General features: G+C 63.9%; 13 protein-coding genes. 2 read left to right on the top strand and 11 right to left on the bottom strand.

Annotated elements, in window-relative coordinates; genetic code table 11:
* Nucleotides 1-75: 75 nt before the first annotated feature.
* The 5 genes from CVS48_RS16325 to CVS48_RS16305 are packed head-to-tail and all read right to left on the bottom strand — an operon-like array spanning nucleotide 76 to nucleotide 4,263.
* Nucleotides 76-735, bottom strand: a complete 660-nt coding sequence (locus CVS48_RS16325) for a tetratricopeptide repeat protein (protein ID WP_100855345.1) — start codon at nucleotides 733-735, stop codon at nucleotides 76-78.
* Complete coding sequence (locus CVS48_RS16320) at nucleotides 732-1,547, bottom strand: SDR family oxidoreductase (RefSeq protein WP_100855344.1); 816 nt, start codon at nucleotides 1,545-1,547, stop codon at nucleotides 732-734. The genes CVS48_RS16325 and CVS48_RS16320 overlap by 4 nt, the downstream gene beginning before the upstream one ends.
* Nucleotides 1,544-2,215 (bottom strand): iron-containing redox enzyme family protein, encoded by a 672-nt coding sequence (locus CVS48_RS16315; RefSeq protein WP_100855343.1) that lies wholly within the window; start codon nucleotides 2,213-2,215, stop codon nucleotides 1,544-1,546. The genes CVS48_RS16320 and CVS48_RS16315 overlap by 4 nt, the downstream gene beginning before the upstream one ends.
* 6 nt (nucleotides 2,216-2,221) lie before the next feature.
* On the bottom strand, nucleotides 2,222-3,703 hold the full coding sequence (locus tag CVS48_RS16310; protein ID WP_100855342.1) for an AMP-binding protein: 1,482 nt from the start codon (nucleotides 3,701-3,703) through the stop codon (nucleotides 2,222-2,224).
* Nucleotides 3,700-4,263, bottom strand: coding sequence for a thermostable hemolysin (locus tag CVS48_RS16305; protein WP_242001256.1), 564 nt, complete (start codon nucleotides 4,261-4,263; stop codon nucleotides 3,700-3,702). The genes CVS48_RS16310 and CVS48_RS16305 overlap by 4 nt, the downstream gene beginning before the upstream one ends.
* A 200-nt stretch (nucleotides 4,264-4,463) precedes the next feature.
* On the opposite strand from CVS48_RS16305, the gene CVS48_RS16300 reads away from it, so the two are divergent.
* Nucleotides 4,464-5,135 carry a response regulator gene (locus CVS48_RS16300; RefSeq protein WP_100855340.1) on the top strand — a complete coding sequence of 224 codons (672 nt, stop codon included), beginning with the start codon at nucleotides 4,464-4,466 and terminating at the stop codon, nucleotides 5,133-5,135.
* Nucleotides 5,132-6,490: an ATP-binding protein gene (locus tag CVS48_RS16295; RefSeq protein WP_100855339.1), complete on the top strand. Its 1,359-nt coding sequence runs from the start codon at nucleotides 5,132-5,134 to the stop codon at nucleotides 6,488-6,490. Before CVS48_RS16300 ends, CVS48_RS16295 begins: the two co-directional genes overlap by 4 nt.
* A gap of 63 nt (nucleotides 6,491-6,553) precedes the next feature.
* Here the strand turns inward: CVS48_RS16295 and CVS48_RS16290 are convergent, their stop codons facing one another.
* The 6 genes from CVS48_RS16290 to CVS48_RS16260 form a co-directional block, all read right to left on the bottom strand.
* Entirely contained in the window at nucleotides 6,554-7,492 is a 939-nt protein-coding gene (locus CVS48_RS16290) for a hypothetical protein (protein ID WP_100855338.1), read from the bottom strand.
* Nucleotides 7,493-7,566: 74 nt separating this feature from the next.
* The gene (locus CVS48_RS16285; protein ID WP_100855337.1) at nucleotides 7,567-8,985 is read right to left on the bottom strand and encodes an MFS transporter; all 1,419 of its coding nucleotides are present in this window, start codon (nucleotides 8,983-8,985) and stop codon (nucleotides 7,567-7,569) included.
* Nucleotides 8,986-9,004: 19 nt separating this feature from the next.
* Nucleotides 9,005-9,697, bottom strand: a complete 693-nt coding sequence (locus CVS48_RS16280) for an SDR family oxidoreductase (RefSeq protein WP_100855336.1) — start codon at nucleotides 9,695-9,697, stop codon at nucleotides 9,005-9,007.
* Between the two features lie 117 nt (nucleotides 9,698-9,814).
* Nucleotides 9,815-10,405, bottom strand: coding sequence for a TetR/AcrR family transcriptional regulator (locus tag CVS48_RS16275; RefSeq protein WP_100855335.1), 591 nt, complete (start codon nucleotides 10,403-10,405; stop codon nucleotides 9,815-9,817).
* A 138-nt stretch (nucleotides 10,406-10,543) separates the two neighbouring features.
* Entirely contained in the window at nucleotides 10,544-11,080 is a 537-nt protein-coding gene (locus tag CVS48_RS16270; protein WP_100855334.1) for a YaeQ family protein, read from the bottom strand.
* 786 nt (nucleotides 11,081-11,866) lie between these two features.
* Nucleotides 11,867-13,735: a dipeptide ABC transporter ATP-binding protein gene (locus tag CVS48_RS16260; RefSeq protein WP_100855333.1), complete on the bottom strand. Its 1,869-nt coding sequence runs from the start codon at nucleotides 13,733-13,735 to the stop codon at nucleotides 11,867-11,869.
* Nucleotides 13,736-13,737 lie beyond the last annotated feature (2 nt).

Raw genomic sequence — 13,737 nt, 5'->3', positions numbered from 1 at the left:
TGACCCGAATCTTGGGCCTGCCTATCGGAAGGGGCAAGTTTACGGCGGCTCTCGGCCAGGTCTTCACACCTCCCCCTATCGCACCGTATCCAGCAGCGCCTGGGCCTCCTGTCTGCGCCCGGCATCCGCCACTTCCCTGCCTGGCCGGGGCGGCGCCTTCAGTGCTTTCTCAAGATACGGAATGGCCTCGGTCTTTCGGTTCCGATAGACCAGGTAGTCGGCATAGAAGTAGTTGGCGTCGATTCCATCGGGATTCAGCGCCAACGCCTGTTGCAGCAAGGCTTCGGCTTTCTTGTTGTCGCCGAATCCCACCGGCCAGCCGGGCACCTTGTAGTACAGGACGCCCAGGCTGTTCAAGGCGGATCCGCCCAGCGCCTTGCTGTCGATCTGGATCGCCGTTTCGTATTCCGCCTTGGCCTGTTTGGCCAAGCCCAGCGCACCCAGCCCGCCTTTGGCGCCCGCCCATGAACTCAGGATGATGCCCTCCCAGATATGCGGTTCCGCCCGGGTGGCATAGCGCTCGGTCAGCGCATGCGCGGTTTGCGACAGCGACTCGAAGCGGGCCTCGCGTTGCTTGGCCGGCGTCTGGTATTGGATCACCGCCCAGTCATCTTGCAGCGCTCGGATGCCCTGATCAAGGTCTGCGGGAGCGGGTGCGGCAAAGGCCGAGAGGGACAGTGCGGCGCCCGTCAGCAGGGCGGCAGCCGCGTTCAGCAATGAAAATCTTTTAATCATGAAGAAGCTCCTGAAGGAAATTTCAAGGACGTGAGCGCGCGGCGGTGTTTGGCGAATGCACCGTCCAGCCACTCGGGACACAAGCCGTTCAAACGCGCCGCAATCGCTTCGACACCGCCCGCGAAACCTTGGCGCGATTCGCTGTGCAGCATGCGTGACACGCAAGCCGCCACCGCATCCGGCGTATCGCTGGCGGAGCCGGTAGCGTTGTTGAAAGCCTGGACCTCACGCGAATTGAAGGGCGTTTCAATTGCCCGTGGCGCGTAGTACTGGACCCGGACCGTTGAGTCCGCGAGTTCACGCCGCAGCGACTCGGTGTAGAGGCGAAGCGCGGCCTTGCTGGCGCCATAGACCGAGAAGCCGGGCACACCAAGGCTGCCCAGGGTCGACCCGATATTCAACACTTGAGCGCGCGGACGGCTATGCAATAGCGGCAGCATGCCCGCCGTCAGCATCATGGGCGCCACGACATTGGTTTCCATCACGCGACGTGCGTCGTAGCTCTGCACGTCCTGCGCGGGCCCAAACGCCGCGACCGCCGCGTTGTTGATCAGCACGTTCGCGCCTCTGGCCTCGGCGGCGTCGATGATCGCGGCGCGACCGTGATCCGTCGTGACGTCCACCACCAAGGCGTCGACGCGCGAGCGGTCCTGCGCGCCAGCATTCAGCGATTGCGCCAGCGCCAGCAGCGGACCTGCCGTGCGCCCTATCAAAAGCAGACGCGCGCCTTCCGCGTACAGTTGCCGAGCAATCGCGCTGCCCAGGCCGCCCGCTGCGCCGGTCAACACGATGGAGGCATCGCGCGGGCTCATGCGGCCTCCGCTTGCGTCTGCGCGCGTGGCAATGCGCGGAAAATCGCGCCATACAGCGCGTAGAACATGTTGGCGGCATGGATCACCGCTGCCTGGTCGCCGGCATCATCCAGGCGGTTCATCAGTTCGGCGAAGTGCGCGGTGTGTTCCTGGTCCAGCGTGCCATGCGAGCGCAAATAGCTGAAGGCGGATGCCGGAAGCGCCAGATTCTGCTGGATCTGATCGGCCGCGTTCAGCGCCAAGGCGACGCTGGTGCCTTCCAGCACGTGAACCATCCCGAAAAATCCCATCGGATTCTTGCGGGCGATCGTGTCATAGGCATAGGCCACCATCACCTCGGTCTGGGGGCCTGGGCCGGCCAGCCGGATCTCGTCGGCGTCTTGTCCCAGCGCCCGCAGATCGTTCAGGATCCAGGCGTCGTGCCCGGTTTCCTCTTCGATGTACTCGTCGATGGGCGCCAGCATCCAGGCCAGCCGGGCCGGCATGCGGGCACGGCACGCATGCATCAGCGGCACGGTATGGCTGACGTGGTGGTAGGCCTCGCGCAGGAATGCAATGTAGGCGGGCAAGGCGACCTTGCCGCGCAAGCAATCCTGGATGATCGGGATCGCCACCAGCGATTCCCGGCTTTCACGGGTCTGATCAATCAATTTTTCGAAAAAGGTCATGACGATTTACACCAGAGGTTGTGCGGTTGTCCGCGAAAACAGGTCGGCATGCAGGTCCGCCACGGCCGCGCGGCGCGGACGGCCGTTGGCGGTGGCCATGCCGCTGGCCGCGCTGAACTCGGCCCGCGCGCGCATCCACGGGCCGATCCGCGCGTAGTCGGGAAGTGCGGCGTTGGCGCGATCGATACTGGCGCGTATGGCCTCGTCACCCACCTGGCCCAGCGGCCAGATCACCGCGCCCAGCTCGGACTGGCCTTCGCCCAGCACCACGGCCTGGGCAATAGCGGCCTGGTTCGCCAGTCGCAGCTCTATCCACTCGGGCGACACGTTGCGCCCAAAGCCGGTGATCAACAGGTTCTTCTTGCGCCCATCGATGTGCAGGAATCCCGCTTCGTCCAGCCGCCCCAGATCACCGGTTGGCAGCCACTGCCGTGACTCGGCCTGCTGGCCGAGGTAGCCCAGCGCATGCGTGCCGGCCACCTCGATTTCACCGTCGGCGGAAACTCGCAAGCGCGCATGCGGCAAGGGACGGCCCGCCGAACCCGGACAGTCGGCGCCGGGCAAATTCAGGGTCTGCACCGAGCAGGCTTCGGACAGGCCGTAGCCTTCGTAGGCAGGCAGCCCTTGCGCGCGGGCGGCGGCCAGCAAGTCCGCGCCTACCGCCGCGCCGCCAACCGCCATCAAGCGAAGTTCAGACGGGGCGCCAGCGCCTGTCGCCCGCAGCCAGCCGGTATACGCGCGCAGCATCTGCGGCAAGACGATGACGCTTTGCGCCTTGGCATCGACAAGCGCCGCATGAAAAATGGCGGGATCAAAGCGGGATGAGCCCTGCAAGCCGGTCTGAATCAAGGGGCGCGTAGTAATCGCCGCCCCCTCGATCAATGGCGAGTAGACGCCGGCGATGTTCTCCAACAGCACAGGAAGCGGCAAGGCGGTCAGGTGGCGTCGTATGCCCAGCGGCCGGGTCGCCGCCGCCAGGCTGGCGCCCACGGCCAGCATTTCGGTAGCGCCCAGGCACACCCCCTTGGGGCTGCCCGTCGACCCGGAGGTGAACGTGATCTTCGCAGTTCCGAGCGGCAATGGCGCGGCGCTTGCCGTGCGCCGGAACAGCGCCGACGCATGCGGCAAAGCCTCGGCCACGTCAAAGCCGAATGCGCGCAGCATGGCTTGCATCGATAAAGGCCCGATGACGGTATTCACGCCGGCCGCGTCCAGCGTTTGACGCCATTGGTCCGGCGTGAAGAACAGGGGCAAGGGCACGTGCACCACGCCCGCCAGCAAGCACGCCAGGTCGTGGACGATCCAGTCGGCGCCGTTATCCATAAGCGACGCGGTGACTTGCGCCCGATGGGTCCCGAGCACATCTGCCCGTGTTTGTACCCGCCCCAGCAAGCCCGCGTAATCCAGTGATTCCTTGCCGTTCTGTAGCGCAATGCGGCTGCCGCGGCCCGGGTCGCGCAATAGGGAAAAAAACTCGGCGACGTTCATGCGTCCTGCTCCGGAAAATGTTCAAGAATGGCGTGCAGGCGTCCCGCGAAGACATGGGGCGCATGGGCGTAGTAGTCGCCCCAATCGCCGCGTTCCTGCTCGTTCAGGTGATCAGAGGTGGCCGCTGAAATCGGCTGGTGCGCCAAGCCCATGCGGGCGAACAGGTGGTGCAGTTCGCTGGTCAGGGTGCTGACCGCCCAGTCGAAACCTTGCTGGTGCAGGTGGCGCGCAAGCAAGGGCACCAAGAGCCGCCCGCCCCCCGGCCGGGCCGAGGCAAACTGGCCCGCTTCCACGATCAGGCGGCGCGCTACCGGCGCGTTGTGGTCACGCAGATATTGTTCAATCGGCGCCGCCAGGTAGCGTTCAAGAAACAAGGAATCGTCCGCGCCCCGGTAGCCGGCTGCCGCGAGGATTTCTCCGTCTTCCTGCACGCTTACGAGCGTGGGCAGCCAATCTTTCAGCGTTGCGCCAAACCGTTGCTGATAGCGTTGATGAATGTAGGCTTCCACGCGGCCACGCATGGGGTCGCCGACGGGGTGGATGTGCAGCGTACGAGACACAGCCCTTGGCTGCGAGGCGATCGAACTCTGCGTGGGCAGCGATAAAAACTTGGTTTGCGGCATACTGGCATCCGGTCGATGTGGCGTCGGTTTATCGACATCTGGTGCGCAGCTTAGGCAGCCAACCTTAATGAGAAATTAACGGGTGCGTGGTGGTAATCTCAGCCGAATATCGCGCGAAGGCAATGCGAAGGCAATAAATGAGAATCCTCATCATTGAAGACGATCCACTGATCGGCGATGGCCTGAAATCGGGCCTGCGCCTGCTGGGCTATGCCGTCGACTGGTTCACCAGCAGCCGCGAAGGCGACCAGGCCATGGACGTGGTGCACTACGATGCCGTGGTGCTGGATCTTGGCTTGCCGGGCGAAGACGGCGTGGCGCTGCTCACGCGCTGGCGCCGCAATGGCCGCAGCTTGCCGGTGGTGATCCTGACCGCGCGCGAAGCCGTCGAAAGCCGCATCGCGGGGCTGGATGCCGGCGCGGACGACTACCTGATCAAACCCATCACGCTGGACGAACTCGCGGCACGCTTGCGCGCGGTGACGCGGCGCGTGGCGGGCAAGCCCGAACCCGTGTGGCGCCATGGCCATCTGGACTACCACCCTGCCCTGCACGAAGTGCACTGGAAGGGTCAGAAGGTGGATCTGACCACGCGCGAAGCGCTGCTGCTTGAACTCTTCCTCACCCATCCCAACCGTGTCCTTACCCGCGACTTTATTCGCGACAAGCTCTACGACTGGGACTCGGAACTGGAAAGCAATGCGCTTGAGGTATTCGTACACCACCTGCGCAAGAAGATTCATCCCAAGATTGTGCGCACCGTGCGGGGATCAGGCTACGCGCTGGGCCAAGTGGACGCCGACTCATGACCTTGCAACGCAGGCTTATCGTTGCCGTACTTCTGGCCGCGCCGCTCGCCTGGCTGATCACCATCGCCGGGACCTACTGGCGCGCCTCGCATGAAATCAACGAGCTCTACGACACGGATATGCTGCGGCTCGCGCAGCAGACGCTGGCCATCTCCGCGCTGCTTCCCCCGTCCGCCACCCTGCTGCCCACGCCCGCCAAGACGCCGTCTTCGGCGAATACGGGCGATGCTGGGCTGGGGGATCTCTCTGTAGCGATCTGGCGGGGCGCCGGTGCCCCGCTGGTGCTGGATCCCGAAGCGATGCAGTTTCCGCGTCAGGGCGACAGAGAGGGATTCTTCGAAAGCGTCGTCAATGGCGAGCCCTGGCGGCTGGTCTACTTGAGCGATGCGTCCAACCAAACCCGCATTGCTGTCGGACAGCGCATCGGGGAACGCAACGACCTGGTGGTGGCCTACATCGCCGGCCAGATTCTTCCCTGGCTGGTGGGGCTGCCGGTGCTGATCGCTTTGCTGATCTTCGCCGTACGCCAGGCGATGCGGCCGGTACGAGATCTGTCGAAGCAGTTGGAACGACGCCGCCCCGATGACGCAACGCCCTTGTCAAGCTCGCAAGTGCCGGGCGAACTGAAGGTGCTTACGGATGCGATGAACGGCTTGCTGGCGCGAGTTGGCACACTGATCGAACAAGAACGACGCCTGACGGCAGACGCCGCTCACGAGTTGCGCACGCCTTTGGCGGCGGTAAGGGCCCAATGGGACGTGGTGCAACGTACCCAAGATGCCGCTGAACGACGCCAGGCCCAGGAGAGCGTGACTCGCGGCATGGAAAGACTGGACCGGCTGGTGTCGCAATTGCTGACCATGGCCCGGCTGGACAGTGCCAACCATGCGGACTTTGGTGGCTCCGTCGATTGGCGTGTGGTGGCTGAACAAGCGGTGGGAGACTGCCTGTGGATCGCCGACCGGCGCGATGTCGACATCGCCGTGGAATGGCCCGAAAGCGGCGTGCTGCCGCTGCCGATGGCCGGTGATGAAAACGCGCTGACGATCATGCTGAAGAATATTCTGGACAACGCGATTCGCTACGGCCCCCGGCATTCCCGCGTACGCTTGACTTTCTCGGCCGCGGACATCACGGTCGACGATGAAGGCTCGGGCATCGCTCCCGACGTACTGCCCCGGCTGGGCGATCGATTCTTGCGCGCGGCGGGGCATGAAGAAGCCGGCAGCGGGCTGGGCGTGTCGATTGCTCGCCGCATTGCTCACAACCACGGCATGAACATCCGGTTTGCAATGCGCGAGGCGGCGGTCGACTTTGGACCCGGGCTACGTGTCACGATACGGCGTGGAGAGTAGCGCGGCGTGCATGCTGGGATGTTCATGAGCGGATGTCACCCGTTGGACATTCAATGCGCCCAATCAATCGCTTTTCTTGAACTCTTCGAATACCTGACCAAGATCACCGCCGTACCGGTTCGTGGCCTTGTACCCGTTAGACGATGCGAAGAGGGTTGAGTACGCCCCGGCCCGGTGGATCACGCCTTTGGGATAACCTGGGTTGTATTCGCCTTCGATCAGCTCAACCCGCACGTGCCTGACCGTAATTTCCTTGACCAGCCACTTCGTACCCTCAAGGCCTTTCGCTGGGCCCGGCAAGAATTCCTTCTTTTTGTGGTCAAAGTGGCGATAAGGAATGACCACATCTCCCACGGCAAACGTGGGCAGCACTTTGTGCTTTTCATATTCCGCCCGGCTCTTGGACGCCCCGCTTTCAGGGCATAGGGCCAGGCCCGCTTGCGCGGACCCATCAGAGAGCGTGATCGGCGGAAAAAGCGACAGGTATTTAGAACTGGTCGAGACCGGGACCAGCCCTAATAATCCCGCGCCACCGGTTGCCTGGACCACGGCCAGATTGCCCGCTTGATCGATAAATACCCTGACGTTGCTCCACGAGCAGCCCACGCCTGGGCCGTCACCCCCACCACAGCGGGATGCCGTCTTGATTTCTATGCCGCCATCATCTTGCGCCTGGAAGTCGACGCCTTTGACGAAATGACGCGAGTCGACAATATTCAGATCCTTGTCCAGGTATTCCGCCTGGAATCCGTCCTGGGACAAGGGTTTGAACCTGACCACCACCACGCCCAGCGCCTTCCAGAACCCCAACAGATGGGACAGCACTTCGCCGCCGCGATAGACGCTGTCCCGGGTGGCGTAACTGGCGTCCTGGCAGAAGTACGAGGTATCGCTATCAAGGACACTACCCGCCGCCTTCGTGCTTGTGATTTGTTGGTCGGCATAAGAAGAGCAGCCGGTAACAAGCAGCACAGCAAGAACAGAGGCGATTTTTGTCGGCATGGGTGGTCAGGGAAAGCGAGTCCGAGGCAGAGTGATGGCTACCATAGCAGGTCCGTCCCTCTGCCCCCACCCGTTCACCCCTTGCCCGGCCGCGTATCCACCGCCAGGCACAACAGCGCCGTCAACAACGCCAGCCCCACATGCCCCATATACAAGGGCGAGAAATCCGCATGGCTGACCGCGCCCTGCCCCAGCAGCAACACCGTGATCGCCACGCCCATTACCCCGCCGATCTGGCGCGTAGCCTGATTCACCGCGCTGCCCACCGCGTAATGTTGCGCCGGCAAGCGGCTGACGGCGGCGCCCGACAAGGACGGCAGCACCATCCCCACGCCAATACCGCTTAACAGCAGGCCCGGCAACCACTGCGTCAGATAAGCGGGTTGTTCGCCCGGCACCAGCAAGAACCACAGACCGCTGGCCGCATAGATCAAAGACCCCATCACCAGGAACGGCCGGTGGCCCAGGCGCGCCGCCAGCCGGCCCGTGATGATGGCCGTCGGCATGACCAGCAAGGGGCCGGGCGTAACCGCCAGGCCCGCGCGCGGCAGGCTGTAGTGCCACACACCCGTCATGTAGAAGAAGAAGGCGAAGAACATCATGGCGAACGCAATGCCGAAGCTAAGCGTGGCCAGGTTCACATAGCGGTAGGTGCGATGCTTGAACAAGGCCAGGTCCACCAAGGGATGCGGCGTGGACCGCGCCCAGGCCACGAACGCGCCCATCGACACCACGCCCACGGCCGCCACCACCAGCAGTTCCACGCGCGTCCAGGACGGTGATTCCGACTGCACCGTCGCCAACGCCAGCGCGCCCACGGCCACCATCAACAAGACCATGCCCACCCCGTCGACGCGGCGGCGCGACTCGGGTTTGACGGATTCCTTCAACAGCCCCGCGCCGAACCAGAGCGACACCGCGCCCAGCGGCAGATTGATGTAGAAGGCCCAGGGCCAGCCGGCCGTGTCCACCACGAACGCGCCCAGGCTGGGGCCGATGGCCGCGGCCAAACCGCCCACCGCGCCCCACAAGCTGACCGCCACCGCCCGCTTTTGCGTAGGAAACGCCGCCAGCACAATCGACAGAGACGCGGGCGTCAATAGCGCCGCGCCCACCGCCTGCAACACACGCGCGGCAATCAACCACCCCACGCTGCCGGCCAGGCCACAGGCGGCGGAGGCGGCCAGGAACAACACCACCCCAATCATGAACATGCGCTTGCGGCCATGCGTGTCGGCCAGGCCCCCCGACGGAATCAGCATGGCGGCGTACACCACGGTGTAGGCGTTGAGCACCCAGGACATGTCCGCGGCCGAGGCCTCGGGAAAGCCCGCGCGCAAGGCGCCAAAAGCCGCATACAGCATGGTGGCGTCCAGCGACACCAGGAACACGGCAATGCTGGCTACCCAGAAGACGGGCCAGGGCGAAGCCGTGATGGGCGCGGCGGGCGACGCTGCGGTCGGCGGTGTTTGAGAATGCGCGTTGGCATGCATGGTGATCTTTACCCCGCGCTTACAGGTAGACCGGCGGGTTGGCCGACAAGCCTTGCTTGACCTGGCGAGTCCGCTCATCGGCCAACACCTCTTGCGCGCCCGCTTCCAGGCCGTCAAACGCCTGGTTGACGATGGCGTCCGGCGTGGACTTCGGCGCGTCGATGCCCTTGGTCAGATCGGTATCCACAAAGCCCATGTGCAAGCCCAGCACCTGCGTGCCCTGCGCGCGCAAATCGTGACGCAAGCCGTTCGTCATGGCCCAGGCGGCCGACTTGCTCATCGCGTACAGGCCCAGCGGCTGCCCGTTGATCCAACTGGCAATCGACAGCACATTCAGCAGCGCGCCACCGCCATTGGCAGCCAGCACGGGCGCAAACGCCTGCGCCACGCGCAACGAACCGAACAGGTTGACGTCCAGGTGGCGCTGGGCAGATTCGATGGCGTCGGCGTCCAGAAAGCCACCCATGGCCGCGACACCCGCGTTGTTGATGACAAGCGTCACGTCCGTGGCGTGCGCCGCGGCGGCCGCCACGTCAGCCGGGTTGGACACATCCAGCTTGATGGCCTCGACCCCGGGCAAGGTGATCGTGGACGGGTCGCGCGCGGCGGCGTAGACCTTGCTGGCGCCACGGGCCAGCGCGATGCGCGCAAAAGCCAAACCCAGACCGCGGTTGGCGCCGGTAATCAAAACAACTGCATTCTTGAGATTCATGATGGGGTCCTTGTCGGGAAGTAGAGACTGCTGCCTGGTTAAAATATGATGGTCATCATATTCATGTTGGATAAAAAGGCCGCGCACAGCGGCCTGGAAATCGGTAGGCGGTCAAGCTCATGAAGCCGCCACCGTGTCGTATTGGTCAAGAATGCTCTGACGGGCCGACGCCAGCACGGCGCGCCCCTCCGGGTTATCGCCCAGCGCGCGCGCCAGTTGCAGCGCACCCACCAACGTACTGGTCACCGCTGCGGCAGCGTGCTCCCCCGCGTCCGGGGGCAAGACGCCGCGCACCGCCTGCATCAGGCGTTGCACGCGCGCGGCCGACACCTCGCGCACGTCGGGCGACTGGCGCGGCATCTCGGAAGCCAGCGCCGCCACCGGGCAACCAGACTCGCAGCCTTTCAGATGCGCATCGCCCAGATAGGCGTCCACCCAAGCCCGCAGCGCGCTGGCGCCCTCGGCCTGGCGCTTGGCCACGCTTTGCATCATGCGCGACGCGCCATCGCGCCCGGCGCGTTCCATCGCGGCGGCCAAGAGCGCATCGCGCGACGGGAAATGCGCGTAGAACCCGCCATGCGTCAGCCCGGCTTCCTTCATGATGTCGGCCACGCCCACCCCGGCATACCCTTCCCGCCGGATGGCGCGCGCGGCGGCGTCAACAATCCGTTCGTGAGAAAGCGCTTTGCGATTGGAGGGGCCAGACATGGTCGGGATCCTGAAATATGATGATCATCATATTAATCCCGCAAAAATCCAGCGTGCAAGAAAAATCTGGGGGATTTTGTAACTGCGGGGATGTGACTGCGGGGGATGTAACGGCACAGCCCCCCGCAGAAACGGCGCTTAGCGCCAGACCTCGGGTTCGACGCTGACCTCGCCCTTGTCGGCCGAGAAATACACGATGCCGTCCGAGATGTTGGCGTTCAGCTGCATGGTGCGCTCGGCCAGCTTGGCCAGCGCCCGGCTCTGGTCGGACGGCAGGTTCACCACCTTCAGGTTGCGGGTGCGTTCCAGCTTGTTGCGCACGCCATCCCACCAGATCTTGCTGGCCGACCCGCCATAGCAATAGACGATGACCTCGTCCGCCCGCCCACAAGCGCGCAGAATGCGGCGCTCTTCGGGCTGGCCCACTTCAATCCACAGCTTGACCGCGCCGGTCAGGTCCTTGACCCACAAGTCGGGCTCGTCGGTATCGCTCAAGCCCTTGGTGAACGCCAGTTCTTCCTGCGCATGCAGGGCAAAAGCCACCAGGCGCACCATCATGCGTTCGTCCGTTTCAGAGGGGTGGCGGGCGACCGTCAGCGCATGGCTGCCGTAGTAATGGCGGTCCGTGTCGGCGACGTTGAGTTCGGCCTTGTAGATGGTGGCGCGCAGGGCCATGGCGAAAATCCGTAGTGAATGGTGCGAATTGCGTGAAGCCCGCCATGATACCGCCTGAGCAAATCAAGGGGGAATTGCACTGCGGCCGGCGCCTTTTCGTATCGATCGCCCGAAGATTATGACCGTTATCGCCGCCCTCTTCGTCTTCACCCTTGCCGGCATAATTTTGATCATCACGCCAGGGCGGGAGTCATGCGGGGATTGGACCGGATGACGAGAGCGGCGTTTATTGCGTTTGGGTTGAAATTGGCGTTGGAGGGGCGATAGGTTTGTTGCGGGGGTGGTTGATGGGTTACGCGCGATGGAGGTCGGCGTTTTTGTTCAAGGCATGCCGCGCTTCACCCATCCTACAGGTGAAGCTGGCGCCGTTGGCGCCGTTGGTTGCGCTGGCGATGTCGGGAGCACCTAGCCGCCCAAATGCCAAAAAAGGCCGCCCGCGCGGCCGGCTTTGGCGGCCCCGCAAGACCTTCCGCCAAACCACCCCCGTGGCAAGAATGCCAAGCACACCGCTCGCCCCAGCGTCCGTCACCGGCTATGGCTGGAGCGTTTGGCGTTGGGGCGAGGGTGAGCGAGGCGAGTCGATGCGCCCGAGGGAATCCGAAGGCAGCCGCCGCAGGCGGCAACGAGGATGACAACGGGGTAGTCCGGAGCGAAGGCTCCGGACCGCAATCGTTGAGCCAAGCTCATCCTCGCCCCGACGCCGAACGCGCCTTAAGAACCAACATCGCATCCTAAGATCCGCATCAAATCCTAAGGACCAACCTCGCCCCAAAAGAACCCCAAGCCTCAATAAACCCCAATCGAATGCCGTGCCACGAAATGCCCTTCTCCGACGGCAACCAGCGGCTCCACCAGCGGATCATCGCCCAGCTTCCGCATCGGGCTTGGGATTTCATCCACCAGCAGCGACCGTTCACGATGCCGTCGTTGCGGGTCCGCAATCGGCACTGCCGCCATCAGCTTCTTCGTATACGGATGCTGCGGGTTTTCGAAGATGGCGCGGCGCGGGCCGATCTCGACGATCTGGCCCAGGTACATCACCGCCACCCGGTGGCTCACTCGTTCCACCACCGCCATATCGTGCGAAATGAACAGGAACGACACCCCAAGTTCCCGTTGCAGATCCAGCAGCAAATTCACGATCTGCGCCTGAATCGACACATCCAGCGCCGACACCGACTCATCTGCAATCACCACCTTCGGATTCAACGCCAACGCCCGCGCAATGCAGATACGCTGACGCTGCCCGCCCGAAAACTCATGCGGATAGCGGTCGATCATTTCCGGCACCAGCCCGCACTTTTCCATCAGCCAGCGCACCCGTTCCTCGGCCGCCTTGCCCTTGGCCACCCCGTGGATCAGCAACGGCTCCATGATCGAATAACCCACCGTCATGCGCGGGTCCAGCGATGCAAACGGGTCCTGGAAAATGAACTGGATATGTTGCCGCAACGTCTGCATCGCGCTACCGCGCAACGCGCCGATGTTCTTGCCGTCGAACTCGATCGTGCCGCCCTTGCTCTTCACCAGTTGCAACAGCGATCGACCCGTTGTCGTCTTGCCGCAGCCCGACTCGCCCACCAGCGATAAAGTCTCGCCCGGGTACAGATCGAAGCTCACCTTCTCCACCGCATGCACACGCTTTTGCACCCGGCCCAGAATGCCGCCCGTAATGTCGAAACTCGTCGTCAGGTCCCGCACCTTCAGCACCGGACCATTCTCGCGCCGCACCGTTGACGGCACCGCCACCGGCGCATCCACCAACGCCGCCGGGTCCGCCACCTGCGCCGCCTCTTCCAGCTTCAACAGCGGAAACGGCGCCGGCTCATCCGTGCCGTGCATCGCCCCCAAGCGAGGCACCGCCGACAACAACGCGCGCGTATAGGCATGCTGCGGACGCGCGAAAATCTCGTCCGAACCGCCCTCTTCCACCTTGTCGCCGCGATACATCACCAGCACCCGGTCGGCCACTTCCGCCACCACGCCCATATCGTGCGTGATGAAGATCACCCCCATGTCCATTTCTTCCTGCAACTGACGGATCAGTTGCAGAATCTGCGCCTGGATCGTCACATCCAGCGCCGTCGTCGGTTCATCGGCAATCAGCAATTGCGGCTTGCAGGACAGCGCCATCGCGATCATCACCCGCTGGCGCATCCCGCCCGACAACTGATGCGGATAACGGTCCAGAATGGCCCGCGCCTCGGGGATGCGCACCCGCTCCAGCATGCGCAGCGTTTCCGCCCGCGCCGCCGCCGCATCCAGCCCCTGGTGCAATTGCAAGGCCTCGGCAATCTGGTTGCCCGCCGTGAAGCTGGGGTTCAGCGACGTCATCGGCTCCTGGAAAATCATCGCCACGTCCGCACCGCGCACGCGCTGCAACGTCGTGTCCGGCGCGTTCGCCAAGTCCAGCACCTCGCCATTGCGGCGGCGCAGGAACATGTCGCCATTGATGATCTTGCCGCCGCCATACTCCACCAGGCGCATCAGCGCCAGCGACGTCACCGACTTGCCTGAGCCCGACTCGCCCACGATGGCCAGCGTTTCTCCGCGGTCCACATGGAACGACACATTGCGCACGGCGTCCACCGTGCGATCCGGGGTCTTGAAGCGCACCGACAGGCCGTTGACCTCGACGACGCGTTTGGAATCCATTG

The sequence above is a fragment of the Achromobacter spanius genome, from assembly GCF_002812705.1.
Lineage (GTDB): Bacteria > Pseudomonadota > Gammaproteobacteria > Burkholderiales > Burkholderiaceae_B > Achromobacter > Achromobacter spanius.
This window is presented reverse-complemented; position numbering and strand designations above follow the sequence as displayed.

What these genes read in the sequence shown, in the direction of transcription:
- CVS48_RS16325 (WP_100855345.1), bottom strand. Translation starts at nt 735, where the DNA reads ATGATTAAAAGATTTTCATTGCTGAACGCGGCTGCCGCCCTGCTGACG.
- CVS48_RS16320 (WP_100855344.1), bottom strand. Translation starts at nt 1,547, where the DNA reads ATGAGCCCGCGCGATGCCTCCATCGTGTTGACCGGCGCAGCGGGCGGC.
- CVS48_RS16315 (WP_100855343.1), bottom strand. Translation starts at nt 2,215, where the DNA reads ATGACCTTTTTCGAAAAATTGATTGATCAGACCCGTGAAAGCCGGGAA.
- CVS48_RS16310 (WP_100855342.1), bottom strand. Translation starts at nt 3,703, where the DNA reads ATGAACGTCGCCGAGTTTTTTTCCCTATTGCGCGACCCGGGCCGCGGC.
- CVS48_RS16300 (WP_100855340.1), top strand. Translation starts at nt 4,464, where the DNA reads ATGAGAATCCTCATCATTGAAGACGATCCACTGATCGGCGATGGCCTG.
- CVS48_RS16295 (WP_100855339.1), top strand. Translation starts at nt 5,132, where the DNA reads ATGACCTTGCAACGCAGGCTTATCGTTGCCGTACTTCTGGCCGCGCCG.
- CVS48_RS16290 (WP_100855338.1), bottom strand. Translation starts at nt 7,492, where the DNA reads ATGCCGACAAAAATCGCCTCTGTTCTTGCTGTGCTGCTTGTTACCGGC.
- CVS48_RS16285 (WP_100855337.1), bottom strand. Translation starts at nt 8,985, where the DNA reads ATGCATGCCAACGCGCATTCTCAAACACCGCCGACCGCAGCGTCGCCC.
- CVS48_RS16280 (WP_100855336.1), bottom strand. Translation starts at nt 9,697, where the DNA reads ATGAATCTCAAGAATGCAGTTGTTTTGATTACCGGCGCCAACCGCGGT.
- CVS48_RS16275 (WP_100855335.1), bottom strand. Translation starts at nt 10,405, where the DNA reads ATGTCTGGCCCCTCCAATCGCAAAGCGCTTTCTCACGAACGGATTGTT.
- CVS48_RS16270 (WP_100855334.1), bottom strand. Translation starts at nt 11,080, where the DNA reads ATGGCCCTGCGCGCCACCATCTACAAGGCCGAACTCAACGTCGCCGAC.
- CVS48_RS16260 (WP_100855333.1), bottom strand. Translation starts at nt 13,735, where the DNA reads ATGGATTCCAAACGCGTCGTCGAGGTCAACGGCCTGTCGGTGCGCTTC.